This is a genomic window from Streptomyces sp. NPDC056161 (genome assembly GCF_042268025.1).
GTDB lineage: Bacteria > Actinomycetota > Actinomycetes > Streptomycetales > Streptomycetaceae > Streptomyces.
Map to the genome: position 1 here is coordinate 57,691 of NZ_JBHJUV010000017.1, position 26,238 is coordinate 83,928.

At 70.0% G+C, this 26,238-nt stretch carries 19 protein-coding genes; 10 read left to right on the forward strand and 9 right to left on the reverse strand.

Annotated features, from left to right (window positions below; all coding sequences use genetic code 11):
* Positions 1 to 8: 8 nt before the first annotated feature.
* Together ACFC09_RS17835 and ACFC09_RS17840 are read left to right on the forward strand one after the other, a co-directional pair.
* Positions 9 to 1,640, forward strand: a complete 1,632-nt coding sequence (locus ACFC09_RS17835) for an amino acid adenylation domain-containing protein (protein WP_376528936.1) — start codon at positions 9 to 11, stop codon at positions 1,638 to 1,640.
* Positions 1,637 to 2,767, forward strand: coding sequence for a hypothetical protein (locus tag ACFC09_RS17840; RefSeq protein WP_376528939.1), 1,131 nt, complete (start codon positions 1,637 to 1,639; stop codon positions 2,765 to 2,767). Before ACFC09_RS17835 ends, ACFC09_RS17840 begins: the two co-directional genes overlap by 4 nt.
* A 207-nt stretch (positions 2,768 to 2,974) precedes the next feature.
* Here ACFC09_RS17840 and ACFC09_RS17845 read toward each other — a convergent pair whose 3' ends face one another.
* Genes ACFC09_RS17845 through ACFC09_RS17855 form a run of 3 tightly spaced genes read right to left on the reverse strand, consistent with a single transcriptional unit; the run spans position 2,975 to position 8,160 of the window.
* The gene (locus ACFC09_RS17845; RefSeq protein WP_376528942.1) at positions 2,975 to 6,031 is read right to left on the reverse strand and encodes an alpha-mannosidase; all 3,057 of its coding nucleotides are present in this window, start codon (positions 6,029 to 6,031) and stop codon (positions 2,975 to 2,977) included.
* Between the two features lie 30 nt (positions 6,032 to 6,061).
* Complete coding sequence (locus ACFC09_RS17850; protein ID WP_376528944.1) at positions 6,062 to 7,399, reverse strand: 6-phospho-beta-glucosidase; 1,338 nt, start codon at positions 7,397 to 7,399, stop codon at positions 6,062 to 6,064.
* On the reverse strand, positions 7,396 to 8,160 hold the full coding sequence (locus ACFC09_RS17855) for a DeoR/GlpR family DNA-binding transcription regulator (RefSeq protein WP_376529190.1): 765 nt from the start codon (positions 8,158 to 8,160) through the stop codon (positions 7,396 to 7,398). Before ACFC09_RS17855 ends, ACFC09_RS17850 begins: the two co-directional genes overlap by 4 nt.
* Positions 8,161 to 8,288: 128 nt before the next feature.
* Here ACFC09_RS17855 and ACFC09_RS17860 point away from each other — a divergent pair, with 128 nt between their 5' ends.
* From ACFC09_RS17860 to ACFC09_RS17885, 6 genes are all read left to right on the forward strand, one after another.
* Positions 8,289 to 9,308 carry a carbohydrate kinase family protein gene (locus ACFC09_RS17860; protein WP_376528947.1) on the forward strand — a complete coding sequence of 340 codons (1,020 nt, stop codon included), beginning with the start codon at positions 8,289 to 8,291 and terminating at the stop codon, positions 9,306 to 9,308.
* 61 nt (positions 9,309 to 9,369) lie between these two features.
* Positions 9,370 to 10,656 carry an ABC transporter substrate-binding protein gene (locus ACFC09_RS17865; protein WP_376528949.1) on the forward strand — a complete coding sequence of 429 codons (1,287 nt, stop codon included), beginning with the start codon at positions 9,370 to 9,372 and terminating at the stop codon, positions 10,654 to 10,656.
* Positions 10,656 to 11,618, forward strand: a complete 963-nt coding sequence (locus tag ACFC09_RS17870; protein ID WP_376528951.1) for a carbohydrate ABC transporter permease — start codon at positions 10,656 to 10,658, stop codon at positions 11,616 to 11,618. The genes ACFC09_RS17865 and ACFC09_RS17870 overlap by 1 nt, the downstream gene beginning before the upstream one ends.
* 14 nt (positions 11,619 to 11,632) lie before the next feature.
* On the forward strand, positions 11,633 to 12,496 hold the full coding sequence (locus tag ACFC09_RS17875) for a carbohydrate ABC transporter permease (protein ID WP_376528954.1): 864 nt from the start codon (positions 11,633 to 11,635) through the stop codon (positions 12,494 to 12,496).
* Complete coding sequence (locus ACFC09_RS17880; protein ID WP_376529193.1) at positions 12,496 to 15,420, forward strand: glycoside hydrolase family 2 TIM barrel-domain containing protein; 2,925 nt, start codon at positions 12,496 to 12,498, stop codon at positions 15,418 to 15,420. Before ACFC09_RS17875 ends, ACFC09_RS17880 begins: the two co-directional genes overlap by 1 nt.
* 442 nt (positions 15,421 to 15,862) lie before the next feature.
* Positions 15,863 to 18,781, forward strand: a complete 2,919-nt coding sequence (locus tag ACFC09_RS17885) for a choice-of-anchor D domain-containing protein (RefSeq protein ID WP_376528956.1) — start codon at positions 15,863 to 15,865, stop codon at positions 18,779 to 18,781.
* A gap of 367 nt (positions 18,782 to 19,148) precedes the next feature.
* Here ACFC09_RS17885 and ACFC09_RS17890 read toward each other — a convergent pair whose 3' ends face one another.
* Genes ACFC09_RS17890 through ACFC09_RS17910 form a run of 5 tightly spaced genes read right to left on the reverse strand, consistent with a single transcriptional unit; the run spans position 19,149 to position 21,737 of the window.
* Complete coding sequence (locus tag ACFC09_RS17890; protein ID WP_376528958.1) at positions 19,149 to 20,198, reverse strand: aldo/keto reductase; 1,050 nt, start codon at positions 20,196 to 20,198, stop codon at positions 19,149 to 19,151.
* Positions 20,199 to 20,209: 11 nt separating this feature from the next.
* On the reverse strand, positions 20,210 to 20,959 hold the full coding sequence (locus ACFC09_RS17895) for an IS3 family transposase (protein ID WP_376528960.1): 750 nt from the start codon (positions 20,957 to 20,959) through the stop codon (positions 20,210 to 20,212).
* Complete coding sequence (locus ACFC09_RS17900; RefSeq protein WP_376528962.1) at positions 20,956 to 21,201, reverse strand: hypothetical protein; 246 nt, start codon at positions 21,199 to 21,201, stop codon at positions 20,956 to 20,958. The genes ACFC09_RS17895 and ACFC09_RS17900 overlap by 4 nt, the downstream gene beginning before the upstream one ends.
* Entirely contained in the window at positions 21,198 to 21,497 is a 300-nt protein-coding gene (locus ACFC09_RS17905) for a transposase (protein ID WP_376528965.1), read from the reverse strand. Before ACFC09_RS17905 ends, ACFC09_RS17900 begins: the two co-directional genes overlap by 4 nt.
* A 51-nt stretch (positions 21,498 to 21,548) precedes the next feature.
* Positions 21,549 to 21,737 carry a hypothetical protein gene (locus ACFC09_RS17910; RefSeq protein ID WP_376528967.1) on the reverse strand — a complete coding sequence of 63 codons (189 nt, stop codon included), beginning with the start codon at positions 21,735 to 21,737 and terminating at the stop codon, positions 21,549 to 21,551.
* 528 nt (positions 21,738 to 22,265) lie between these two features.
* Here ACFC09_RS17910 and ACFC09_RS17915 point away from each other — a divergent pair.
* Together ACFC09_RS17915 and ACFC09_RS17920 are read left to right on the forward strand one after the other, a co-directional pair.
* The gene (locus ACFC09_RS17915; RefSeq protein ID WP_376528969.1) at positions 22,266 to 23,666 is read left to right on the forward strand and encodes a hypothetical protein; all 1,401 of its coding nucleotides are present in this window, start codon (positions 22,266 to 22,268) and stop codon (positions 23,664 to 23,666) included.
* 275 nt (positions 23,667 to 23,941) lie between these two features.
* Complete coding sequence (locus ACFC09_RS17920) at positions 23,942 to 24,925, forward strand: phosphotransferase family protein (protein WP_376528971.1); 984 nt, start codon at positions 23,942 to 23,944, stop codon at positions 24,923 to 24,925.
* Positions 24,926 to 25,234: 309 nt separating this feature from the next.
* On the opposite strand, the gene ACFC09_RS17925 is transcribed toward ACFC09_RS17920, so the two are convergent.
* On the reverse strand, positions 25,235 to 26,221 hold the full coding sequence (locus ACFC09_RS17925) for an SMP-30/gluconolactonase/LRE family protein (protein ID WP_376528974.1): 987 nt from the start codon (positions 26,219 to 26,221) through the stop codon (positions 25,235 to 25,237).
* Positions 26,222 to 26,238: the final 17 nt, after the last annotated feature.

The window sequence follows — 26,238 nt, forward strand, 5'->3', positions numbered from 1 at the left end:
AGACGGGCGTGCGGCACCTTGCCGTGCTGGACGACACCGCGCGAAGGGCCCCGGACAACAGGGCGGTGATCGACGCGGCCGGCCCTGTGACCTACCGGGAGCTGGCACGGGCGGCGCGCCTCATCGCGCACGCCCTGACCCGTTCCGGCGTCCGGCCCGGTGACCGGGTGGCCGTAACGGGCGTACGGGACGCCGCCACCGTGGCGACGATGCACGCCGTGCTCGCCTGCGGCGCGGTGTGCGTTCCGCTCGACGCCGACTGGCCCGCGGAGAGAGTGCGATACGTGCTGGCCGACTGCACGGTCGCGGCCGTCGCCGGGCCGGGCGCCCGTGCCGTGAGCGAGCTGGCGGCCACGTCCGTGTCCGCCGTGCCCGTCGACCGGACGGCACTGCTGTCCGAGGACGGCGTCGCCGGGTCCCCCGCGGCGGCGCCCGCGCCCGTACCGCAGTGGTCCGCGCGCGCCGACGGTCCCGCATATGTCCTCTACACCTCGGGGTCGACAGGGCGGCCCAAGGGTGTGGTCGTCTCCCACCGCGCAGGACGGTCCTTCTGCGACTGGGCCGTACGGGAGTTCGACATCGGCGACCGGGACGTGATCGCCGGCTTCACCACGTTCGCCTTCGACATCTCCGTGCTCGACCTCTACGCGAGCGTCGTCGCCGGCGCGGCCCTCGACCTGGTGCCCCAGCACCTCGCGTCCTTCCCGGTGGACCTGGCGCACTGGATCCGCCGGCACCGGGTGACCGTGTGGTACTCCGTTCCCTTTCCGCTGGCCCGCCTCGGCGCCGCCGCGTCAGCTGTCGCCGACGCCCTCGTCTCGCTGCGCGTGGTGCTGTTCGCCGGTGAGGTCTTCCCTCCACGGGAGCTGGCGGCGCTGGTGAACGCCACGCCCGGCGCGGTCCACGCCAACCTCTACGGGCCGACCGAGACGAACGTGTGCCTCTACCACCGCGTGAGCGGCCCTCCGCGAGAAGCCGTCCCGATCGGGGTCCCGGTGCCGGGCGACGCCTGCTGGGTGCTGACGCAGGACGGACTCGTTCCGGCGCGCCCCGGAGCGGCGGGAGAACTGTGGGTCGCGGGCACGACCCTCGCGGACGGCTACTGGGGCGACCCGGAGGCCACCGCCGCGCGCTTCGTCCCCCTGGCATCCGCTCCCGGGGGCCGGGCGTACCGCACGGGGGACCTGGTCCGCGTGCTGGACGACGGAACCTGCCTCTACCAGGGGCGCGAAGACCACATGCTGAAGGTCAGAGGGGTGAGGATCGAGACCGCGGAGGTGGAAGCCGCCGCCACGGGGGCCGCCGGAGTCCGCGAGTGCTGCGCGGTGGATGTGCCGGCGGCCGGTGGCGGGAGGGCTGTCGCACTCGCCGTGGCACCGGCCGGCATCCGTACCGAGGAGGTGCTTGAGGCATGTCGGAGGCAGTTGCATCCTGCGGCGGTGCCTGTCCGGGTCGCCGCGTTCGCGGCGCTGCCCCGCACCCCCAACGGCAAGGTCGACCGGACGCGGCTGCGCGCCGAACTCGCCGGCGCCGGCCGGACGCCCGCGGCAGGCGAGTACGCGGCGCCGCCGGGCACCGCCGCGCCCGGCGGCCGGCCACCGGCCCCGGCGCCCCCTGCCGGCAGGGAACTCCGGCGGTGACCGGCACGGCCGGCCCGACGCCGCACGTCGTGCGGCTGGAAGGCGAAGCGGACGCCGTGGTGGCCACTCCGGTGTGCGAGCTGGGGTGTGCCGCGAGCTTGTTGAAACGCCATGGTGTCGAGGCGGTCAGCGAGGTGATCGGGGCCGAGTGGTCCTTGGAGATCGCCACTCGGCGGATGACGACCGTTCCCCAACGCTTCGCGGAACGCTCCGACGTCGCCCTCTCGGCGCAGGGCACGGGATGGCGTTCCGTCATGGAGCGCGTGACGGGCGTGACCGTCACCGACGCGAGCGCCACCCGCGACGACTATCCGAACGCCGTTGCCGAGGCCCACGCCGGCGGCGGCGCACTGCTCCTCGTAGACGACGCGGCAGTGCCGTGGCTGACGTATGCCCAGGCCAATCCGGGTCTTCTGCCGCACGGACTGGCCGTCCACCGTCTCCGGCCGCAGCGCGAGGGGACCGAGATCGAGGTGGTGGAGGGGCAGAGCTGGTGGGCCGGAGTCTACGCACTGCCCATCGCGGTCCTGCTGTCCGCGGCGTTCCCCGAGCACGATGTCCACGGCCTGTCCGGGCGCTACTTCCGCTTCGACACGTACGGCCTCAGGGCGGCACCCGACCGGCTCGCGGCGGCAACCGAGGCGCTGGGGCACTCCGCCGCGAGGACCGGCGCGCTCGACGGCCGTCCGGCCCGGATCCAGGACACCCCGTTCGGCACGCTCACCGTCCACACCGGCGCCTTGGCCGCCGCGGCGGGGTTCCAGGAGTACGGCAACCTCCGCTACGTGTGCGAACTGGCCGCCCTCGACGGCAAGGAGGGCGACGCGGCGCGGGACTACCAGTTCGGCAGGTACGCCTTCTTCCGGCTGGCCGAGGAGCTTGCTTTCACCGCGTACGCACGCGCCGCCAGCGCCGCCCTGCTGCGCCGGGTGCGCGTCAGGGGCGACGGCACCCACGCCGCGGTGGACGAAGCGGTCACGCGGTGGCGGCGCCTGTGGAAGGCGGCCGAGGTCCTGGCCGCGCGCCCGGCCCACGAGCACCTGGACCGTGTGCTCGCCGGCTGGGAGGGTGCGACGGTCGCCGACGGCGTCGCCGCTCGGGCGGTGGCGGATGCGCTGAGCCCGTAGAAGGCCCCTGGTCGGTGCGGGTAGCAGGGAAGACGCCGCTGGTCGATCCCGCCCGTCAGCCGGTCTCGAAGGAGACGAACGGCTGCCGCGGAGCCGGACCCTCGCCCCCGACCGGCGGGGATCGACTCCTCGGCGGAGCAAGGGACTTCAGGGAATGAAAGAATGGGCGCGGCAGTGGCTGCCGCGCCCACCCTCGGCGGATCGGACCTATCGGCCGGTCGCGGCGCGCTCCAGGCGGAGCGTCAGGATCTGGAAGGGTCGCAGTTCCACGGTGACGCCGCCCCTCCCGTCGATGTCCGCCTGGTTCAGCGGTCGCTCCAGCAGGTCGGTGACGTGGGCGCCCGCGAGCGGGAAGCCGGTGTGCAGGGTGCCGGTGGCACGCCCGCCGCGCGACTCGTAGAGCCGCACCACCACGTCGCCCGACTCGTCGTCGGCGAGCTTCACGGCCTCGACGGTCACGCCCTCGCCGTCCACGGAGACGACCGGTTCCGGGGCGCCCGCCGCGTCCGCCACCCGCAGCGGCAGGTTGAGCGCGTAGCCCTCCGCGACCGCGTCCCCGATGCTCGCGCCGGGCAGCAGGGAGTACGTGAAGCGGTGTCGTCCCTGGTCCGCCCCCGGGTCGGGGACGCGCGGGGCACGCACCAGGCTGAGGCGGACCGTGGTGGTCGTACCGCCGTCCTCGCGGACCGTGCGGGAGACGTCGTGCCCGTACGTCGAGTCGTTGATGACCGCGACGCCGTAGCCGGGCTCGCCGATGTGCACCCAGCGGTGGCCGGAGACCTCGAAGCGGGCCGCCTCCCAACTGGTGTTGGTGTGGGTGGGCCGCTGGACGTGGCCGAACTGGATCTCCGCGGAGGAGTGCGGCGCCCGGACGTCCACCGGGAAGCCCGCCTTGAGGATCTTCTCCGCCTCGTGCCAGTCGATGTCGGTCTCGATGTCGATACGGGGGCTGCCGGCGCGGACGGTGATCGTTTGCGTGATGCGCGAGCCCTTGCCGAAGGCACGCTCGACACGGATCGCGGCGATGAGCGGGCCCTCCTCGACGACCGTGACGGACTCGGCGTCCAGGAGGTCCGTGTACCGGTTGTTGTAGTGCTTGTCGATGTCCCAGGCGTCCCAGTAGTTCGGGAGGTCGGTGTGCAGACGGAGCAGGTTGCCCTTGTCCGCGAGGACTTCGCGGTTCGCACGCAGGTCGCGTACGGAGGACAGGGTCCCGTCCTCGGCGACCTCGACCCGCACCAGCCCGTTGTCGAGGACGCGTCCGTCGACCGTCACGGGCTGCGCGGGCTCGGCGGCCTCGACGGGTGCGCTGCCGCTCGCCGGGACCTCCACGTACGCCGGTGTGCCCTCGGCCGTACGGACCACCTCGGCGCGGTCGTACGGGCTCGTGTTGAAGACACGGGCCCCGCCACCGCCCAGCGCGGCGACGGCCTCGGCCGTCATCTCCTCCAGTTCCTGAGCGACACGCGCGTATTCGGCCTCCGCCTCGCGGTGCACCCAGGCGATCGACGACCCCGGCAGGATGTCGTGGAACTGGTGCAGCAGCACCGTCTTCCACAGCCGGTCCAGCTTCTCGTACGGGTAGGAGTAGCCCGGCGCGTGCAACGCCGCCGTCGTGGCCCACAACTCGGCCTCGCGAAGCTTGTGTTCGCTGCGCCGGTTGCCCTGCTTGGTGCGGGCCTGGGAGGTGTAGGTGGCGCGGTGCAGTTCCAGGTACAGCTCACCGAACCAGACCGGGGCGTCCGGGTACTCCTCGCGGGCCTTGGCGAAGAACGCGTCGGGGTGTTCGACCTCGACCCTCGCAGAGCCCTCCAGGTCCTTCAGGCGCCGGGCCCGCTCCATGACCTCGCGGGTGGGGCCGCCGCCGCCGTCACCCCAGCCGAAGGGAGCGAGCGAGCGCGTCGCACCGCCCTTCTCCTGGTAGTTGCGCACCGCACGGGACATCTCCTCGCCGCTGAAGCGGGCGTTGTAGGTGTCGACCGGCGGGAAGTGGGTGAAGATCCGGGTGCCGTCGATGCCCTCCCACCAGAAGGTGTGGTGCGGGAACTTGTTGGTCTGGTTCCAGGAGATCTTCTGGGTGAGGAACCACTCGTTGCCGGCGAGCTTGGCGAGCTGCGGGTAGGCCGCGTTGTAACCGAAGGAGTCCGGCAGCCACACACCCTTGGTCTCGATGCCGAAGTGCTCGATGAAGAACCGCTTGCCGTGGATGAGCTGGCGGGCGACCGCCTCACCGCCGGGCAGGTTGCCGTCGGCCTCGACCCACATGCCGCCGACCGGCGCCCACTGGCCCTTCTTCACCGACTCCTGGATGCGGGCCCACACCTGCGGGTAGTTGTCGCGCACCCACTCGTACTGCTGGGCCTGCGAGCAGGCGAAGACGAACTCCTCGTACTCGTCGGCCAGCGAGGTGACGTTCGAGAAGGTGCGGGAGGTCTTGCGCTTGGTCTCGCGGATCGGCCACAGCCAGGCCGAGTCGATGTGCGCGTGGCCGACACCGGAGACGGTGTGGGCACTGGCGTGCGCGGGCTTGGACAGCACCGGCGCGAGCGCGGCACGGACGTGGGCCGCCGAGCCGGAGATGTCGTCCAGGTCGAGCAGGTCCATCGCCCGGTCCAGGGCGTGCATGATCTCGTGCCGGCGCGGGTCGTGCTCGCCGAGCTCCAGCATCAGTTCGTACAGCACCTCGATGTCGAGGTCCAGGTGCCAGACGTTCTCGTCCAGGACGGCGAGGTCGGCGCGCTTGAAGGTGTACAGGGGCTGGTCGCCGGCGGTGAGGACGTCGCCCAGCGGGGTCGGGCCCGCGAAGTCGCCTGCGAGGATGTCCGGGTTGGAGGCGGCCTCGACGAGGTAGTGGATCTCCTCGCCGCCCGCCGCGGGGTTGGCGATCGGCACGTACTGGTTGAGCGGGTTGACCGCCTTCAGCGGGGTGCCGTCGTTCAGATGGACCAGGGCCTCGGCCTGGTTGCCCGGCCAGTCGCCCACGAAGCCGAGGTCGATGACCGTCTCGACGCGCTTGCCGGCCCACTCGGCGGGCACCTGTCCGCTCATCCGGAACCAGGTCGTGCCCCAGGGCGGTCCCCAGGGGGTGTTCATCGCGAACGGCTCGTACGGGGCCGCCGCGGCCTCGTCGAACGGGACCGGCTCGCCCGGAGCCTGCCATGCCTCGACCGCGAGGGGGGTGGTGGCCGCGTAGATCGCGGGCTTGATGCGCTGGTTGTGGAGACGCGCTACGCGCTCCTCGATCCGGCGGCGTTCGTCATGCATGAAAAGTCTCCAGAGAGGGCGGGAAAGCGTCTACTTGAGGTAGGCCAGACCGGGGTGGACGGCGGTGTAGCCGTCGACCAGCCGGCGGGCCACGTTGACGGAGTCGACGAGCGGGTGCTGTGCGAACGCCTTCACGGCCGTCGTGCGCGAGCCCGACTCCGCCGCGGACATGACCTCCCGCTCGACCGCCTTCACCGAGCAGACCAGGCCGGTGGCGTGGTCGGGCAGCGGGGCGACGGTGACCGGGTGCGCGCCGTTGGCGTCGACCAGGCAGGGGACCTCGATGACGGCCTCGGAATCCAGTACCGACAGGGTGCTGCGGTTGCGCACGTTGAGGATCAGGGTGGTGCGCTCGTCGCGCGCGATGGCCCGCATCAGGGCCAGGGCCACCTTCTCGTAGCCGCCGGAGAGGTCGTCGGCGTCGCGTTCGCCCGCGCCCGCCGTCTCCCGGTTCTCCGCCATGTACGTCGCCTCGCGCTCGGCGCGGGTATGGTCCCAGGTCGCCAGGGCCTTGGCAGCCGGGCGCTGCATCTCCTCGTAGAAGTGCGCCTGCTGGTCGCGCAGGAAGGCGCCGCGGGTCTTCTCCGCCTGCTGGTAGGCGCGCACGGTCTCCCGGTTGAAGTAGTAGTAGTGCAGGTACTCGTTCGGGATCGCACCGAGGGACTGCAACCACTCGACACCGAAGAGTTTGCCCTCCTCGAAGGAGCCGAGCAGGTCGCGGTCGGCGAGCAGGCGCGGGAGTTCGTCGCGGCCGGCGACGCGCAGGCCGCGCACCCAGCCGAGGTGGTTGAGGCCGACGTAGTCGATCCACGCCTGTTTCGGGTCGGCGCCCAGTACACGGGCGATACGGCGCCCCAGCCCGACCGGGGAGTCGCAGATGCCGATGACACGGTCGCCGAGGTGGCGGGACATGGCCTCGGTGACCAGGCCTGCCGGGTTGGTGAAGTTGATGACCCAGGCGTCCGGGGCCAGGCGGGCCACCCGCCGCGCGATGTCGACCGCGACGGGCACGGTCCGCAGGCCGTAGGCGATGCCTCCCGCCCCGACCGTCTCCTGGCCCAGCACGCCCTCCGTCAGTGCCACCCGCTCGTCGTTCGCCCGGCCCTCCAGGCCGCCGACCCGGATCGCGGAGAAGACGAAGTCGGTGCCGCGCAGGGCCTCGTCGAGGTCGGTGGTGGCGATCACCTCGGGCGCGTCGGGCACGCCCGCCGCCTGCTCGGCCAGCACCCGGGTCACGGCCGACAGCCGCCCGGCGTCCAGGTCGTGCAGCACGACACGGGTGACCCTGCCCTCGCCCTGGTCCGTCAGGAGCGCCCCGTACACGAGCGGCACCCGGAACCCGCCGCCGCCCAGAATCGTCAACTTCACGTCTGTACCTTTCCTGCCACGATCACCTCGACGTCCGCCTCCTCCAGCGAGGAGCGCGTCGCCGCGTCCACCGGTGCGTCCGTCACCACCACGTCCAGTTCCCCGGGATCACAGACCTTCGCCATCCCGGTACCCGGAAACTTCGCCGAGTCGGCGAGCAGAGCGACCTTGTCACCGGTCTTGATCATGGCCCGCTTCACCGGCACCTCGACGACCGTCGTGTCCATCACCTGTCCGCCCGGCCGCACCCCACTGGTGCCGAGGAAGAGCCAGTCGGCGTGCAGTTGGCGCAGGTTGTCCTCGGTGAGGAAGCCGACCAGGGAGCGGTACTCACGGCGGACCATGCCGCCGAGCAGGACCAGCTCGATGCTCTCGTCGTCGGCCAGTTCCTCGTAGACCACCAGGTTGCTGGTGATCACGGTGAGCCGGCGGCCGTGCAGCTGCCGGGCCAGCCGGTAGGCGGTGGTGCCGATGTCCAGCAGCACCGACTGACCGTCTTTGATCAGTTCCGCGGCGCGCACGGCTATGGCGTCCTTCTCGGGGACGCGCATCTCGGCGACCTCGGCGAAGGGCTGGTCGCCCTCGTCGACGACAGCGCCGCCGTGCACCCGCGTGAGCAAGCCGTCCTCCTCCAGCCTGACCAGGTCACGCCGGATGGTGGCAGGGCTCACACCGAGTTGTTCGGAGAGATCGGTCACGGCCGCGGGGCCGCCGGAGCGCAGGGCTCGCAGGATGAGTTGGTGTCTACGTTCGGCCAGCACGTGCTGAACACTACTCGTCATCTTCAATCATTTCTACGCTCACTTCTGCTCGGGCATTGACCAATCTCGGCCGAGTAGCGCACCATTCCGGTCACTGAAATGAAAAGTTTTGACGAGAGGACGTTCACGTGGACGACGACCGGCCCGATGTGCTGCTGACCGGGCTGCTCTTCTACGACCTCGTCCTCACGGGGCTGGGCAAGCCTCCGACGCCCGGCGAGGAGATCTGGACGGCCGGGATGGGCAGCAGCCCCGGCGGCATCGCCAACCTGGCGGTGGCCGCTTCCCGGTTCGGTCTCAGAACCTCCCTGGCCACGGTCTTCGGGGACGACTTCTACGGAACGTACTGCCGGGACGTCCTCGCCGGCCAGGAAGGCGTCGACCTCTCGCTCTCCCGCACGGCGCACGGCTGGCACACCCCGGTCACCGTCTCGCTCGCGCACGGCCACGACCGGGCCCTTCTCACCCACGGCCAGGAGCCCCCGTACTCGCAGGACACGTTGATCGGCGACCCGCCCGAGGCGCGCACCGCCCTCGTGCACATCGAGACCGAACCGCGCGCGTGGCTCGCCAAGGCGGCCGCGAACGGCACGGAGATCTACGCCGACGTCGGCTGGGACCCCTCCCAGCAGTGGTCCTCGGACCTCCTGGACCAGCTCTCCCTGTGCCACGCCTTCCTCCCCAACGAGACCGAGGCGATGGCGTACACCCGGACCGACAGCGCGGGCGCGGCGCTCGGCGCGCTCTCGGAGCTGGTGCCGGTGGCCGTGGTCACCCGAGGCGGCGACGGCGCGGTCGCCGTCGACCAGACCACCGGCGAGTACGCGGAGGTCCCGGCCCTCGACGTCGACGTCCTGGATGCGACCGGAGCCGGGGACGTCTTCGGCGCGAGCTTCGTCACAGCGTCGCTCGGCGGCTGGCCACTCACGGAGCGGCTGCGGTTCGCGGTGCTCGCCGCCGGACTGTCCGTGCAGCACCACACCGGAGCGCTGGCGGCCCCCGGCTGGTACGGCGTCGACCGCTGGTGGCGCTCACTGACCGACCCCGAGCTGAAGCGGGCGTACGCCTTCCTGGCGGACCGGCTGCCGAAGGATCCGGGTCCTGCGGTCGTCCACGCCCCCGTCACACCTCCCGCAAGGCAGTACTGACCTTCGTACACATTCGCGCGTTTTGCGAAGTCCTGAACAGATCCGAAAGGCGGTGGGAGCAGTGCGGCTCTCACGAAGAGGCATGCTGCGCGCAGGCCTGGCCGGTACGGCTGCCACGGCGCTCGGCGGCCTGGCGTCCGGCTGTGCCGTTCCGACCGGGTCCACCGGCCGGAACATGGTCCTGTGGTACTGGGACGGCGGCCTCGGCGACACGGTCGTCAAGAACGCCAAGACCCGCTACGACTCCACGGTGGACCTCAAGGCCATCAAGATCGGCGGCTACTACCGGTCGAAACTGCTCACCACGCTGACCGGCCAGGCCCGCATACCCGACATCGCGGGCCTCAAGGGCGAGGACATGGCGTCCTACCTGCCCGACGCCGACCAGTTCGTCGACCTGCGCACCCTCGGCGCGGAGAAGTACAGGAACCAGTACCTGCCGTGGAAGTGGCAGCAGGGCATCGCCGACGACGGCACCATGGTCGGCTTTCCGATCGACTGCGGTCCGGTGGCGCACTACTACCAGTACGCCGTGTTCCAGAAGGCGGGCCTGCCGTACGAACCTGCGGACGTCTCCCGGGAGCTGAACACCTGGGAGAAGTTCTTCACAGCGGGCGAGCAGTTGAAGAAGCGGAGCCCGGGTACCTTTCTGCTCACCGACATCAACAGTGTCTTCGTGAACGTGGTGCAGCAGGGCAGCAAGCGGTACGTCGACAAGGACCGCAACTTCATCGGTGACCAGCAGCATGTCCGCGACGCGTGGGCGCTGGCCGTGGAGGCCAGGCAGCGCAGGATCGTCTCGAATCTCGTCAGCGGCACGCCGGACTGGTTGTCAGCCGTCGAGGACGGCAAGCTGCCGAGCAATCTGAACGCCTCCTGGGCGATGTACGACCTCAAGAGCGGTGTACCGAAGACCGAGGGCAAGTGGCGTGTGGCGCAGATGCCGGTGCGGCCCTCCAACATCGGTGGCTCGTTCCTGACGATCACCAAGGCATGCCGCGAGCCGGAGAAGGCGTTCGAGATCATCACCTGGATGCTCAACGCGGCCAACCAGGGCCAGGGCTACGTCGACGCGGGTCTCTTCCCCTCCACCCCCGCCTCGTACCGGCTGGGGCGACTGCAAGAGCCGAACCCCTTCTTCGGCGGCCAGGTCACCACCGACATCTTCGGGCCCGCCGCGCAGAAGATCGCCGTCGCCTACAACAGCCCGTACGACGTGGCGCTCTCGCAGCCCATCCTCGACGAGATCAAGAACGTCGGCGTCCTCGGCAAGGACCCGAAGAAGGCATGGAGTGACGCCATGGGCAAGTGCCGGCGCATCGCCGATCACCTGGGGGTGAACCGCTGATGGCCACCGCCTCCACACTGGACGAGCCCCCGGCGGTCCTCGCGGACGCACCCGCCGTGCGGCCCAGGAAGGGCTTCCGCAAGTACTGGCGCCTGTACGCCGCGATCTCCCCCTTCTACCTCCTCTTCCTCGCCTTCGGCCTGATCCCCGTCGGCTTCTCCTTCTACGTCTCCCTGCACCGCTGGGACGGCCTCGGGTCGATGGAGTGGGCGGGCCTGTCGCAGTACCAGTACCTGCTGGGCGACGCCGACTTCTGGCAGTCCGTCGGGAACACGCTCCTCATCTGGGCCCTCGCCACCTTCCCCATGATCTTCCTGGCGATGGTGACGGCCGTGATGCTCAACTCGGCGGTCCGTTTCAAGAACGTCTACCGCTTCGCCTACTTCCTGCCGAGCGTCACCTCGGTCGTGGCGGTCGCGATCATCTTCGGCTCGGTGTTCTCCACCAACTTCGGTCTGATCAACGGCTTGTTGCGGGCGGTGGGACTGGACCAGGTGGCATGGCTGAACACCCCGTGGGGCATCAAGGTCGCCATCGCGACACTGATGACCTGGCAGTGGGTCGGCTACAACGCGCTGATCTTCCTCGCCGGTCTGCAGACCATCCCGGGCGAGGTGTACGAGGCGGCGCGCATGGACGGCGCCGGGCCCGTGCAGACCTTCTTCCGGATCACGCTGCCGATGATGCGGCCGACGCTGCTGTTCGTGATGGTCGTCTCGACCGTCACCGGCCTGCAGAGCTTCTCCGAACCGCAGGTGCTGCTGCAGAACGCCTCCAACGAGTCGACGTTCTCGGGCGGTCCCGGCCACGGCGGCCGGACCATGGTCCTCTACTTCTTCCAGCAGACCTTCGACAACAACGACTTCGGCTACGGCGCCGCCGTGGCCTGGGGCATCTTCCTCGTCGTCATCCTCTTCTCGATCATCAACTGGCGCCTGGTGCAGCGCCGGGGCGAAGACTAGTGAGGCCGGTCACCATGGCATCCATCCAAGGCACACGGCGACCGAAGGGCATCCGGGGCACCCGGAGCCGGGGCATCGCCCTCCATGCCGTCCTGATCGTCGGGCTCCTGCTGTCGGCCTTCCCGTTCTACTGGGCCGTGATCATGTCGACGCGCTCGTCGACGGAGATCTTCTCGTACCCGCCGAAGCTGCTTCCGGGTTCCCAGTTCCTGCAGAACGCGCGCCACCTCTTCGAGAACGTCGACTTCTTCGGCTCGATGTTCAACTCGCTGCTGGTGGCGACCTCCGTGACGTTCCTGGTCCTGCTGTTCGACTCGCTGGCGGCCTTCGTCTTCGCCAAGTTCGACTTCCCCGGTCGCAAGGTGCTGTTCGCCCTGCTCATGGTCATCTTCATGGTGCCGGGGCAGCTGGCGGCCATCCCGCAGTTCGTGATCATGGCGAAGATCGGCTGGATCGGTTCGATGACCTCGCTCATCGTCCCGGCCGCGGCCAACGCGTTCGGCATCTTCTGGATGCGCCAGTACATGCGGGGCGCCATCCACGACGAACTGCTCGACGCCTCGCGGATCGACGGTGCCGGATTCCTGCGCCAGTGGTGGTCCGTGGCCCTCCCGGTCGTCCGCCCCGGCCTCGCCTTCCTCGGCATCTTCACCTTCATGGGCCAGTGGAACGACTACGCCTGGCCCCTGATCGCCCTCACCAACCCGGACAACGTCACCCTCCAGGTCGCGCTGTCCCAGCTCAACGGCAGCCACGGCACCACCGACTACGGAATGGTCATGACCGGAGCCCTGCTCGCTCTCATCCCGCTGCTGATCGTGTTCGCGATCGGCGCCAAGCAGATCATCGGTGACCTGGGCAAGGGGGCCATCCGATGATGAGCCGCGATCCCCTTTTCGCCCTCCGTCCCTGGGAGGCACCCGAGGTGACCTCCTGGGGGCGGCTGCCGATGTGCGCGGTCGACCGTCGTTCCGGAGCGCTCCCGCTGGACGGCGAGTGGCGCTTCCGACTGCTGCCCTCCCCCGACTCCCCCGTCACCGGAGGCTGGTCGTCCCAGCACGTCCCCGGCGCCTGGACCTTGCAGGGCACGGACGACCTGCCGCAGTACACCAACGTGCGCATGCCGTTCCCCGAGTTCCCGCCCGGATCTCCCGCGGCCAACCCGACCGGCGTCTACGAGCGTGAGGTGACCGTGCCCGGCGAGTGGGCCGGCCGTCGGATCGTGTTGCAGGTCGGCGCCGCCGAGAGCGTACTGCTCGTCCATGTCGACGGGCGGCCGGTCGGCATCTCCAAGGACTCCCACCTCGCAGCCGAGTTCGACCTGTCCGACATCGTCCGCCCCAAAGAGCGCGCCACCGTACGCCTGACCGTCGTGAAGTGGTCGGACGCCTCGCACATCGAGGACCAGGACCAGTGGTGGCACGGGGGCGTCACGCGCTCGGTCCTGCTGTACACGACGGATCCGCTGCACCTCGCGGACGTGACCGTGCGGGCCCGGCTCGACGGCGAACTGCGCGTGGACTGCCGGGTGCGCAACGCGGGCGGCGCGCTGCCCGAGGGCTGGCACGTCACCGGCGAACTCGATGGGCAACTCATCGCCCAGGACACGGAGTTCGACCGCGCCAACGCCGAGGACGAACGGGTCTCGGACTTCCTCGGCGAGGCACGCCTGGCGGCGACCGTGGCCGAGGTGCGGGCGTGGACCGCCGAGACCCCCGAGTTGTACGACCTGACCGTGCGGCTGCACCGGGCCGACGGCTCGGTCGCCGACACCTCGCACCACCGGATCGGCTTCCGCGAGGTGGAGATCCGCGGCCGGGACCTCCTGCTCAACGGCGAACGGATCTACATTCGCGGCGTCAACCGCCATGACTTCCATCCGCTGACCGGACGTACGGTGTCGCACGAGGAGATGCGCGCGGACCTGGTCACGCTGAAGCGGTTCGGCTTCAACGCGATCCGCACCTCCCACTACCCGAACGACCCGTACCTGTACGACCTCGCCGACGAACTGGGCTTCTACGTCGTGGACGAGGCGGACATCGAGTCGCACGACCACGCCCACGAGATCGCCGACGACCCGCGGTATCTGAACGCCTTCGTGGACCGCGTCTCGCGCATGGTGCTGCGCGACAAGAACCACCCGTCAGTGATCATCTGGTCGTTGGGCAACGAGTCCGACTACGGCGCCAACCACGACGCGGCGGCGGGCTGGCTGCGCCGCCACGATCCGACGCGGCCGGTGCAGTACGAGGGCGCGGCCAAGCTCGGCTGGGGTGACCCCACGGTCGCCTCGGACATCGCCTGCCCCATGTACGCGCCGATCGAGGACTGCGTCGCGCACGCCCTGTCCGGCGAGCAGATCAAGCCGCTGATCCAGTGCGAGTACTCGCACGCCATGGGCAACAGCAACGGCACGCTCGCCGACCACTGGGCCACCATCGAGTCCACCCCGGGCCTTCAAGGCGGCTTCATCTGGGAGTTCTGGGATCACGGCATCCTCCAACGCGTGAGCGACGGACAACCGGCCGGACGGGCTGGTGCCGGACTCTACAAGAACGGTGCCACCGCGCCCGGCCACCGCTGGGCGTACGGCGGCGACTTCGGGGACGAGCCGAACGACGGCGTGTTCTGCGCGGACGGGATGGTGTTCCCGGACCGCACACCCAAGCCCGCGATGTACGAGCATCGGGAGATCGCGGCGCCCGTGCGCCTGAAGCACATCCGGCACGAGGGCATCGTCATCGGCAACCACCAGCACTTCCGTGACCTCGACTGGCTGGCCGCCGAGTGGGAGCTGTCGCTCGCCGACGGCGGCACCCTGACGGCCCCGGCCGAGCTGCCCGACCTGCGTCCGGCCGGTACGGCGGCGGTGCCGCTGCCGTTCGAGCTGCCGGCGGACGGGGGCGAGGCATGGCTGACCCTGCGGGTGACGACCGCGCGGGACGAGCCGTGGGCGCCGCGCGGCACGGTGGTGTGTCTGCCTCAGGTGCGGCTGCGGACAGCGCCCGAGAGCAAGCCCGTCCCGGTCGCGGACCGCCGCGTCGAGGTCGACGCGGACGGGCTGCTGGTCCATCCCCTGCTCACGGCCGCGCCCACGCTGTCGCTGTGGCGGGCGCCCACGGACAACGACGAGCTGGGCGGCATGGGGCCGCGCTGGCGGGCCTGGGGGCTCGACGTGCTGGAGCGTGAGGTCGTCGAGGTGCGCAGGTCGGGCGGGAGCGTGACCGTGCTCGCCGAATACGCCGCCGAGGTGGGCGTCGTCCGTCATAGGCAGGTGTTCACACCGGACGAGGACGGCATCCGCGTCGAGGAGTCGGCCGAGTTGCCGGACGCCCTGGGCGATGTGGCACGGGTCGGCTCCGTCTTCGAGACGGTCGCGGGACTCGACCGGATGGAGTGGTACGGGCCGGGCCCCTGGGAGTCGTATCCCGACCGCAGTACGGGAGCCCCCGTCGGCCACCACTCCGGGACCGTGGACGAGTTGTTCACCCCGTATCTGCGTCCGCAGGAGAGCGGCGGCCGGCACGGCGTACGGCACTTCACGCTCGCGGCTGCGGACGCCACCGGTCTCACGGTCCGGCTGGACGAGCCCCGTCAGGTGTCGGTGACCCGCTACCGCGCCGAGGACCTGACCCGCGCCCGGCACCACGACGAACTGGTGCCACGCGCGGGGTGCGTGGTGCACATCGACGCCGCTCACCGGGGTCTGGGCACCGCCTCGTGCGGTCCCGACACATCGGCGCCGTATCTCGTCCCGCCGGGTGTCCACCGCTGGAGCTGGACCCTGCGCGCGCTCTAGCGGTGGTTCGTCAACCGGGGAGTAGGGGTGTTTAAGGGGCTGGTCCGGCCTGTAGCCCTCGCGCGCAAAGACGGAGCAGGGGGCGAACTCCCGGACCAGCGTTGCGTCGCCGGTGGCGGGCCTGGTCCAGCTCGCCCCGGCCCGCCGCGCTCCAAGCCCCGCTCGACGCGGCTGTACTCACGCATGGCACGAAAGTCCCTGCATACGGCGCGCGGTGGATGCTCGGTCATTCCGCGGTTTCGGCTCGTCCGACCTGCGGCGCGGGAGATCGACACGGCGGATTCCGCGACAAGGTCGCGAACTTGCGTCATCTCGTCGCCATATTGACGGAACACTGTCATCATTTTACGGTGTGGACATCCCGCCGGGCAGCGGCGGTCCAGGTACCCACATGACCGCGGAACGTCCGGCTCTTCTCCTTTCCACTGGAAGGGTCCCGTTGATGAAGAAGACCGGCAGGCTACGCGCCTGGACTCTCGCGGTGATCGTGGCGATGACCGCGGGAGGGCAGGCGTCGACGTCGGGCACCGCCGCGGCGGCCACCACACGGGCGGAGTCCCCGTTCGACTTTCCGGGGCGCGGTGCCACCGTGCCGTTCACGGAGATCGAGGCCGAGGACGCCGTCACCACGGGCCAGGTGATCGGCTCCGACCGGGTTTACACCCACCTTCCCTCAGAGGCGTCCGGGCGCAGAGCGGTCACGCTCAGCGGCTCCGGCCAGTACGTCGAGTTCACGCTCACCAAGCCCGCCAACGGTGTGACGGTCCGCTACAGCATTCCGGACAACAGCGCCGGGACCGGCCAGGACACCACCGCCGACCTGCGCGTCAACGGCGCCCATGTCAAGGATCTGCCGCTCACCTCCCGGTACGGCTGGTTCTACGGCGGCTACCCGTTCAACAACACCCCGGGCACCAATCCCCACCACTTCTACGACGAGACGCGGACCATGTTCGGGTCCACGCTCGCCGCCGGGGACAAGGTGCGGATCCAGTCCACCGGAGGCATCCCGATCACCGTCGACCTGGCCGACTTCGAGGTCGTCCCCAACCCGGTCGCCCGTCCCGCCGGGTCGCTGTCGGTCGACGATTTCGGCGCCGTTCGCAACGGCACCACCGATTCCACCGCCGCTTTCCAGGCCGCGGTCGACGCAGGCAAGGCCCAGGGCAAGGTCGTCTGGATCCCCGAGGGGACGTACACCCTGTGGGACCACGTCGTCGTGGACGGCGTGACCCTCGCCGGCGCCGGCCCCTGGTACAGCGTGCTCACCGGCCGCCACCCCACCGACCGCAAGCGCGGGGTCGGGATCTACGGCAAGTACGTCACCGGCGGCGGCTACACCGGCACCATCCGCCCGCACGAGGCCGGCGGCCCGAGCCGCAACGTCACCCTCAAGGACTTCGCCATCATGGGCGAGATCACTGAACGGGTGGACGGAGACCAGGTCAACGCGATCGGCGGCGCCATGACCGACTCGGTCGTGGACAACGTCTGGATGCAACACACCAAGGTCGGGGCCTGGATGGACGGTCCGATGGACAACTTCGTCATCAAGAACAGCCGCATCCTCGACCAGACCGCCGACGGCGTGAACTTCCACACCGGCGTCACAAACTCCCGGGTCACCAACACCTTCGTCCGCAACTCCGGGGACGACGGCCTGGCGATGTGGGCCGACCGCGTACCGAACGTCAACAACTCCTTCGACCACAACACCGTGGTCGCACCGATCCTGGCCAACAACATCGTCACCTACGGCGGCAAGGACATCAACATCACCGACAACGTCGTCAGCGACACCCTCACCAACGGCGGCGGCATCCACGTCGCCAACCGCTACTCCAACGTGAACTCCACTTACGGCACCCAGCTGGCCGGCACCCATACCGTCGCCCGCAACACGCTGCTGCGCGCCGGGAACGCCGACTACAACTGGGTCTTCGGGATCGGCGCCATGTGGTTCGACGGGGCGAACGAGCCGATCAACGCCACGATCAACGTCACCGACACCGACATCCTGGACAGCTCCTACGCCGCCGTCCAGTTCATCCAGGGCAACAACAAGACCGTCAACTTCACCAACGTGAAGATAGACGGCACCGGCACCTACATGCTCCAGGTGCAGTCCGGGGCCACCGCGTCGTTCACCAACGTCCGCGCGGACCACATCGGCGCGGGCATCTCCATCCACAGCTGCGTGGGCGGGAGTTGGGTGCCGCAGCTCATCGGCACCGGTAACACCGGCTGGAGCCTCACCTCCACGGTGTGCACCGGAACCTGGCCGGCCCCGAACTACATCTACCCCGGTGGCGGCGCCAGTCCCGGCGGCCTGACCGGTTCACCCGGCCTGCTGTCCTTCGCCGCGCGGCAGGTCGGCACCACCAGCCCGGCGCAGACCGTCACCGTCACCAACGGCGGCACGTCCGCCGCTCCGATCGGCTCGGTCACCGTGACCGGCGACTACGCCCAGACCAACACCTGCGGCACCTCGCTGGCCGCCGGCGCGTCCTGCACGGTCAGTGTCACCTTCCGTCCCACCGCCACCGGCACCCGCACCGGCACGCTCACCGTGCCCAGCACCGCACCCGGCGGCCCGGTCACCGCCGGCCTCACCGGCGTAGGCTCCAACGGCGTCTCCCTGTCCGCCTCGCCGGCCGGCCTGTCCTTCGCCTCGCGGGTGGTCGGCACCACCAGCCCGGCGCAGACCGTGACGGTCACCAACAACGGCACCGCCACCGCCGATCTGGGCACGGTCGCCACCACCGGTGACTTCGCCCAGACCAACACCTGCGGAACGACCCTGGCGGCGGGCGCGTCGTGCACGGCCAACGTCACCTTCGCCCCGACAACCACCGGCACCAGGACCGGAACGCTCAGCGTGCCCAGCGACGACGCGAACAGCCCGCTGACCGTGGGGCTGAGCGGCACGGCCACGTCCGCCAATCCCAACCTGGCCCAGGGCCGCCCGACCACCGAGACCAGCCACACCCAGACCTACGTCTCCGGCAACGCGGTCGACGGCAACGCCAACACCTACTGGGAGTCGGCCGGAAACGCCTTCCCGCAGTCCATCACCGTGGACCTCGGCCAGGCGACCAACGTCGGGCGGATCGTGTTGAAGCTCCCGCCGGCCACCGCCTGGGCCACCCGCTCCCAGACCATCGCGGTCACCGGCAGCACCGACAACGCCACCTACACCTCGGTCGCCGCCGCCACCTCGTACACGTTCAATCCGGCGACCGCCAACACCGCCACCCTCACCTTCCCCACCACCAGCAGCCGCTACGTTCGTCTGACCTTCTCCGCCAACACCGGCTGGCCGGCCGCCCAACTCTCCGAACTGGAGGCATACGCCTCCTGACATACTCCCGAACCAGGCTCCGGGGACGGACACACCGGCCACGGCTCGGAGATGCCGAGGTCGCCCGGTGAGCATCAGCGAGCCGGCCTCGGCCCGGCCCAGACCGGCACGTTCCCGCCGCGTCGCCGCGGTCGTACCGCCGCGTCGCCGCGGTCGTACCGCCGCGTCGCCGCGGTCGTACCGTCCTACGTGGTGGGCGCGTCGGCCGGTGACGAGGGTCGGTGGAGTTGCGGCCGGCAACCACGTCTCGCCGCGCCGGGCGCCGACCGTACCGCTCACACGCCGGCCGTACGAGTGCGGCGTCGGGTGCACCAGCGCGGCGTCACGGACCACCTCGGTGTCCCGGCGCGGCGGCGCGTGCCGGAAGTCAGCCCGCCGCACGCTCCGCGAGTGGCCGGCGGCGCCGGGCGGTGTCGACGAGCGCGGGGGCGCGCCAGGCCCCGTCGGGGTGGTACTGGTTGGAGCCGGGCGGCACGATGCCGTCGATCTGGTCGAGCGTGTCGTCGTCCAGGGTGAGCGAGTCGCCGTTCAGGGTGCCTTCCAGCTGGTCCATGGTCCGTGGGCCGATGATGACCGAGGTCACGGCGGGGTGTGCGAGGGGAAAGGCCACGGCGAGTTGGGGGAGGGAGCAGCCGAGGCTGTCCGCGAGCAGCGCGAGCTTTTCCACCGTTTCCAGCTTGGCGACGTTCTCGGGGATCGACGGATCGAAGCGCGCCGGGGTGAGCGCCGCACGGCCCGTGGACAGGTCGATGGGCCGGCCCTTGCGGTATGCCCCGGACAGGAAGCCCGAGGCGAGCGGACTCCACGTCAGCACGCCCATCCCGTGCCGTTGGCAGACCGGGAACACGGACGTCTCCACGCCCCGGGCGAGCAGCGAGTACGGCGGCTGCTCCGTCCTGAAGCGCAGGAGGGCCCGCCGCTCGGAGACGTGGTGCGCCTCGACGATCTCCTCGGCCGGGAAGGTGGAGCAGCCGAAGGCGCGGATCTTGCCCTGGTGGACGAGGTCGCTCAGGGCGGAGAGTGTCTCCTCGATGTCCGTTGTGTGGTCGGGGCGGTGGACCTGATAGATGTCGATCCAGTCCGTCCGCAGGCGTCTGAGGCTCTCTTCGACCTCCTTGATGATCCAGCGGCGTGAGTTGCCGCTGCGGTTGGGGCCCTCGCCCATGCGGAAGTGGACCTTGGTGGCCAGCACCACCTCGTCGCGGCGGTCTCGGAGCGCCTTGCCGACGATTTCCTCGGACTCGCCCGCCGAGTACATGTCGGCCGTGTCGACGAAGTTGATCCCCCGGTCGAGAGCCGCGTGGATGATGCGGACGCAGTCGTCGTGATCGGGATTGCCGACAGCGCCGAACATCATGGTCCCGAGGCAGTACGCACTCACTTCGATGCCGGTCCCGCCGAGCACCCGGTAACGCATGGCCAGCCCCCTCATTTCGTGGTCGTGACGAGGATTTCATCAGTTGGAGCGCACTCCATGTCAACGCTCGGCGAGCCGGAGTCTGAAGTTTCCCCGTGTTCTTGGACACTCGATGGTTTTGCCGCGAGGGTGTGTTGATGCCGTTGCCTGGTCTCGGCCGGGGTGAGGTAGCCGAAGATCTTGTGCTTGCGCAGGCGTCGGCGGTTGTAGAAGGTCTCGATGAAGTTGAAGACCTCGGTGCGGGCGGTCGCCCGGTCCGGCCAGGTCCGGGTGCCGATCTCCTCCTTGAGCAGGGCCCGGAAACTCTCCGCGGCGGCGTTGTCGAAGCATGATCCGGTGCGTCCGCAGCTCTGCCGCAACCCCGACTCGCTTATTCGGTCTCGGAATTGGGCCGAGGTGTACTCGCTGCCGCGATCACTGTGGATCACACAGCCCGGCTCCAGGTGGCTCCGGCCGTGGGCCATATCGAGCGCGTCGACGACGAGTTCGGCGCGGTGGTGATCAGCCATGGCATAGCCGATGACCTCGCGGGTGGCCAGGTCCAGCCAGCAGGCGAGGTGGAGCCGGCCCTCGGCGGCGGGCAGGCAGGTGATGTCGCCGGCCAGCTTGGTGCCGGGCCGCTCGGCGTGGAAGTCGCGGCCGGTCAGGTCCGGGGTCGGCTTCGCCTTCTTGTCGGGCCGGGTCAGCCAGTGGTGCTTGCGCCGGGTGACGCCCCGGATGTTGCGCTCGCGCATGATGCGGGCGATGCGCTTGCGGTTCACCCGTCGCCCAGGCGCCGCAGTTCAGTGTGGACGCGCGGGACGCCGCAGGTGCGGCGGGAGACGATGTGCAGCACCGTGATCTCGTGCGCGAGTGCGTCGTCGGCGGCCTGCCGGGCCCGGCGGGCGGCCTCGCCGTCGCGCCAGGCGTAACAGGAGGAGCGGGTCACGTGCAGCACCCGGCACAGCAACGTGACCGGGTAGTTCGCCTTCTCCGCGTGGATGAACCGGTAGAGCCCGCTCACCGGTCGTTCTCCTTCACGAAGAAGGCAGTCGCTTTTTCCAGGATCCCGATCGTCTGCTGCTGTTCGCGGTTCTCCCGCCGCAGCCGCCGCAGTTCATCGCGCCCGGCGCTGGTCAGCTCGCCGCCCTGGTCCTCGCCCCGGTCGGCCTTGGCCTTGCGGTACCAGCCGCGCAGGGACCCGGAGCTGATGCCGAGTTCCCGGGCGACGGCGGTGACCGTCTTGCCCGAGGAGTCGACGAGCGCGATGGCGTCACGTTTGAACTCCTCGGTGTACCGCTTCGTGTACTTGCTTCCCACCTGGTGCTACTTCCTCTGGAACCTCAGGTCCCAGTCTCCAGGTGTCCACGATCAAGGGGAAGCTTCAAGCCGCGTCTGTCCCGCCTCGCCCGCCAGCTCTGCGATGCGCTGCTCAGCCACGCGCCGCTCGGGAGTACCGGGGTTCGCGCTGTCGCGGCAGGCCCGTAGTACGCGTGCGCACTCGGCGCGCAGACCGGTGACCAGATGGCAGGTGGCCAGATTGAGACGCGCGATGATCATGTCCGGTTGCTGGGCCAGCAGAACACGCCACACCCGCACCGCGCCGTAAGGGTCACCGTTCCACAGCAGACCGGCGGCGAATCGGTTGATATCCGAGGGATTGCCGTTCCCGGCCGCAGAGGCGAGCCGCCGCAGAGCCTCGGTCCGCTCATTCTTGGGACGGCCGCCCCGCAGTACGTCGATGGGATCACCAGGACGCGTCGGCTCGTCGAACTAAATGGGCCAGTCAAGACGTTTATTCAAAAGTCGTCACATTCGGCAATAGCCTGCAACGAACCACCTGAACCCGCTACAGGCAACAGTCACACAAGTAGGCCCCTCCCTACGGTTAGGCTACGCGGCCCCGCCCGCCGGGGGAAAGGAGTCAGGAACCTCCTTCTCGGCGGCGTCCGGCCCCGAAGTCCCGAGCCTTCGCGGGGGGACGGGTTGCGGTGGCACCTGGTGCGGACAGTGCGGAATCGTCAGGCGTCAGGGCGGAGCCGGCGACGAGCTTGCCGCAGGCGGTTCCCTTCCTCCAAGGTGGGCGCTATGCAGTCGCCGACCGGTCGCAACTCCAGAGACGTCTTCGGAGGGATCGCCGAGGGCTTCTCCCGCGGCGGGGCCCGATCCACCGCGAGAGAGGGCTTACGGGCCGGCTCCAGCCTGCCGTTCGACCGTCGCGTGGTGATCCTGGTCGAGATCGCCGACGACCCCAACGAGACAGCTCTGGCCGAGGAGTTGTTCGCCCAGCGCGGGTGGCCGGTGCGTCCCGCGGAGGAACCCGAACGGGCCGGCTGCCCGCCCGAGCGCGTCGCCCGCGTGGTGGAGGTCCGGCTGACCGGGGCACGGGAAGGTGCTGTCGAGCGGGCGCTCGGCCTGGTCGACCGGCTCGCGGTGGCGGCCTCGCTGAACATGTGGGCTCGGGACGCCGCCCTCCTGGAGCACGAGCCGGAGCGGTACACGGCCTGGCGGGTGCGTCCCGCTCCCGGCGTCCCACAGCGCGGCCGGGTGGTCCGAGCTGTCGAACCCCGCGGCCGGGCAGGCGCGCTCGCCGACCTGCGCACCCGGGAGCTGGCCGGTCACGTGCACGCCTCGGCCGTCGACCTCGATCCCGCCGACGCGCCGTCCACCGATGTCAGGGCCAACCTCCTGCTGGTCAACCTCGGGAACGTGGTGGCCTTTTCGGCCGCCGTCCTGGCCATTGCGCCGCACACCGGCTGGCAGCCCTTCGGATGGTCGGCGACCGTGCTGTTCGGTCTGCCCTGGCTGATCGCGGGTCTTCGCCACGCGCTGCGGGACTCCCCTGCGCGGCGGGCGGCCCTGTGGGCCCTGCCTCTGGCTTCGCCGGTCCTGCTGCCGTTCGTGACCTGGCTCGGCGGGCTGGTCCAGGACCGCTACATCAGCTCGTTCGGCATACCGTCCGACTCGGTGCACGCGGGCACGAGCGACCGCCTGTGGGCGGGAGCACTGCCGGTGGCGGGGGTGCTCTACTGCGTGGCGTTCGGGGTCGCGGCGTACGGCTGGAACCGGCGGTTCCATGCGAATCCCGACGCCCAGGATCTGGGCAACGCCGCCATCGCGGCGGGTGCCGGCCTCTTCGCCGGCCTGGTCCTCGTCGCGATGCCGTTCTATCTCCGCGCCGACGCCTCGGCCACGGCCGAGAACGCCGCGGCCCGCTTCCAGGAGCCTCCGCCCTACTACGGCCTGCGCCCCGTCCTGGTCTGCGTCCGGCCCGTCACACCCGTGGCCCGCCCCGAACGCGGCTTTCCCGGTGCCTCCTACGGGGGCACCGTGCCCCTCACCCACCCGGTGCTCACGTTCGGTCCCGACGCCGACCGCATCTGGCTCTGGGACCCCCGGTCCCGCCAGACCTTCAGCATGGATCTCGCCGACGCCACGTTCGAGCCCCTCGACACGGACTTCACGAGCAAGGACCACCCGTGCCCATGACGCAGGACGGGCAGTCGTCCAGGACGAGCACGGCTTGCCGGACTTCCGCGAGTACCGGCGCGAGGTCCAGCCTGGCGCCGTGCGACCCCGAGGCAACTGGTGACCACGTGTCACGGATACGCGCTGATAGGCGTGAACACGTTGCCCCTCGGCCGGCTGACCGGTGGACACGGCCGTGGCTGCGATGCGCAACGGCCCGCCCCGGCAGCTGCGAGACACTGCTGTCGAATTCAGTTCACGAGTTGCGTTCGCTGGGAGCCGGTTAGCCTGCCTCCATGGTTTCGGATGAGGGGGCCGAGGACATCGGCGCGGATCTTGACGGTCAGGGCTGGGGTGCCACGCGCTCCTGGGCGGAGAAGGAACTGTACGAGGGGGAGTACATCGAAATGGTTGTGCGCCTGCGCGGCGGCTGGACGTCGGAGATGCGACGTCTGGACCTCTGTGGTCCCGATGGCCGGCGCTCACTTGTCCTGCGGTCCTTCGTCGAGCCTTTCTTCGTTCGGCACGCGGAGGGCCTCCTGACCCGTGAGGCGACCGTCCTTCGCCTGCTCGGGGAAACGGACGTGCCCGCGGCCACGCCGGCGGCGGTGGATGCGACGGCGCAGTACTGCGATCACCCCTCCTTGCTGATGTCCCTGCTGCCGGGGACCGTGCGCCTGGGCGATCAGGGTGCTGACGACCGTGCTGAACTACTGGCCCGGCAACTGGTGCGTATCCATCGGCTGCCGGTGACCGTGCAACAGCGGCCTCGCACCTACCAGGCATGGGCCTCTCCCGAGCGAGTGACTCCGCCCGCGGCGACCGAGCGGCCTGAGCTCTGGCGGCTGGCTGTCGACGTCATCCGCCGGGAGCCCCCGGCCTATCAGGGGTGCTTCCTGCACCGGGACTTCCATCCCGGCAATGTCCTCTTCACAGGCACCGACGATGATCCTCAGATCAGTGGGGTCGTCGACTGGGTGGAGGCGTCCTGGGGGCCGGCCGACTTGGACGTGGCTCATTGCTCGACGGCCCTCGCTCTGCTGCACGGGATTCCCACGGGCATGCGCTTCGCCGATCGCTACGTCGCCGCGGGAGGAACCTTGGCCGAGGATGGCACCGCCCATCTCTACTGGCGGCTGCTGGACGCGCTGGGATTCGCTCCGGACGCGGAGAAGGTCGCTGTCCCCTGGCGTGAACTGGGCCGCGTCGATCTGACAGCCGGTGTCCTGACGCACAGGCTGGAGGGATACATTGCTTCCCTTTTCAACCGCTATGCCTGAACCGTCATCGCTGGGGCGAACGTAGCCGAGCAGCAGTTCCGCGCAGTGGGCCGGAGGGCTGCCGGGTGAGAGACGCTCGGCGGCTGCGGGCCGAGGCCCTGAAGAGGGGACAGGCGCATCCGCGAGCTGGAGATGGAGCGTGATGTGTGCGCAAGATCGCCCCCCCCTGGATCAGCCTCAACTGCAGGCGACCGCCGATCACTGCGACAACTGCCGCGCTCGGTCGGCGTGCGGACGGCACACCGACGCCGCCCCCCGGCGAGGCCGGGGAGCGGCGAAGTGTGAGGCCGTGGCTCCGGCGCTGCACGGTCAGCTGCCCTGCAACCCCGCGAGGTTGATCCGGCCGCCCTGCAGCTGCGCGTGGTGCGGGGCGGCAAGCGAGGCGTCGGTGATGTACAGCTCGTGGCCGCGCACGGCGGTGGCGGTGGGGCTGGCCAGCCCGTCGGCCGCAGTGAGCACGGTGACCTTCGTGCCGTTCGGGTAGACCACGTCCACCTTGTTCTGCGTGTTCAGCGCGGTGAACACAATGTCGGAGCGGGCAGAGAGGAAGTTGAAGTCGTCAATGCCCACCTCACCACCGGTCACCTGGTGGATGCGGCCCGGCTTCCCGGCAGCGGTCACGGGAACCCGCAGCAGGGTGCTTTTGTTGAAGTTCGTGACCCATACCGCCCCGTTGTGGTAGCGCAGCCCGTTGACGCCTATCGGTATCGAAGCCGTCGGGACCGGCGCGAGAGCCTGGTCGGTCAGCCACGCTCTGGCTTGGCCCCCTGCGACCGGGACGGCCCAGATCGTGCCCTTGTAGCTGTCGGAGACGTAGAGTACGTGTCCGGAAGGGTCGATCGCGAGCCCGTTCGGCAGGCCGTCCGCGGGCAGGGCCGCGAGGCGGCTGGGGTGGCCGCCCGGGGGCAGCTTCCACACTCCTGCGCGCGAGGCGTCCTTGGACCACACGTTGTAGTAGATGGTCCCGTCGCTGCCCCGGGTGTTCCCGGTGAAGCCGTCACCGAGCACGCCGGTCACCAGCACAGTCTTGTGCTGCCCGTTGGCGCTCACCCGCACCAGCTCCGGCCGCTCGCCGGCGTAGCTGCCCAGCATCGAGACCGTCAGGGTGCTGTCCGGGTTGACGGTGATGTTCTCCGGTACCTCCCCGGCGGACCAGTCGAACGGGGCCACGGTCTTGACGCCCGTGACGACGGGCTTGGGGTGTTCCCGCCCCGCGGCGGCCGACGCGTAGGGGGCCGACACGAAGACGGCCGCTGCGGCAGCTACGGCCGCAGCGAGGTTGAGTTTCTTGCTCATGGGTTGGGTTCCTTCTC

Excerpts from the sequence above, each read along its gene's own strand:
- ACFC09_RS17875 (WP_376528954.1), top strand. The coding sequence starts at position 11,633 with ATGGCATCCATCCAAGGCACACGGCGACCGAAGGGCATCCGGGGCACC.
- ACFC09_RS17910 (WP_376528967.1), bottom strand. The coding sequence starts at position 21,737 with ATGATCATCGCGCGTCTCAATCTGGCCACCTGCCATCTGGTCACCGGT.
- ACFC09_RS17915 (WP_376528969.1), top strand. The coding sequence starts at position 22,266 with ATGCAGTCGCCGACCGGTCGCAACTCCAGAGACGTCTTCGGAGGGATC.
- ACFC09_RS17845 (WP_376528942.1), bottom strand. The coding sequence starts at position 6,031 with ATGCATGACGAACGCCGCCGGATCGAGGAGCGCGTAGCGCGTCTCCAC.
- ACFC09_RS17870 (WP_376528951.1), top strand. The coding sequence starts at position 10,656 with ATGGCCACCGCCTCCACACTGGACGAGCCCCCGGCGGTCCTCGCGGAC.
- ACFC09_RS17920 (WP_376528971.1), top strand. The coding sequence starts at position 23,942 with ATGGTTTCGGATGAGGGGGCCGAGGACATCGGCGCGGATCTTGACGGT.
- ACFC09_RS17925 (WP_376528974.1), bottom strand. The coding sequence starts at position 26,221 with ATGAGCAAGAAACTCAACCTCGCTGCGGCCGTAGCTGCCGCAGCGGCC.
- ACFC09_RS17890 (WP_376528958.1), bottom strand. The coding sequence starts at position 20,198 with ATGCGTTACCGGGTGCTCGGCGGGACCGGCATCGAAGTGAGTGCGTAC.
- ACFC09_RS17880 (WP_376529193.1), top strand. The coding sequence starts at position 12,496 with ATGAGCCGCGATCCCCTTTTCGCCCTCCGTCCCTGGGAGGCACCCGAG.
- ACFC09_RS17885 (WP_376528956.1), top strand. The coding sequence starts at position 15,863 with ATGAAGAAGACCGGCAGGCTACGCGCCTGGACTCTCGCGGTGATCGTG.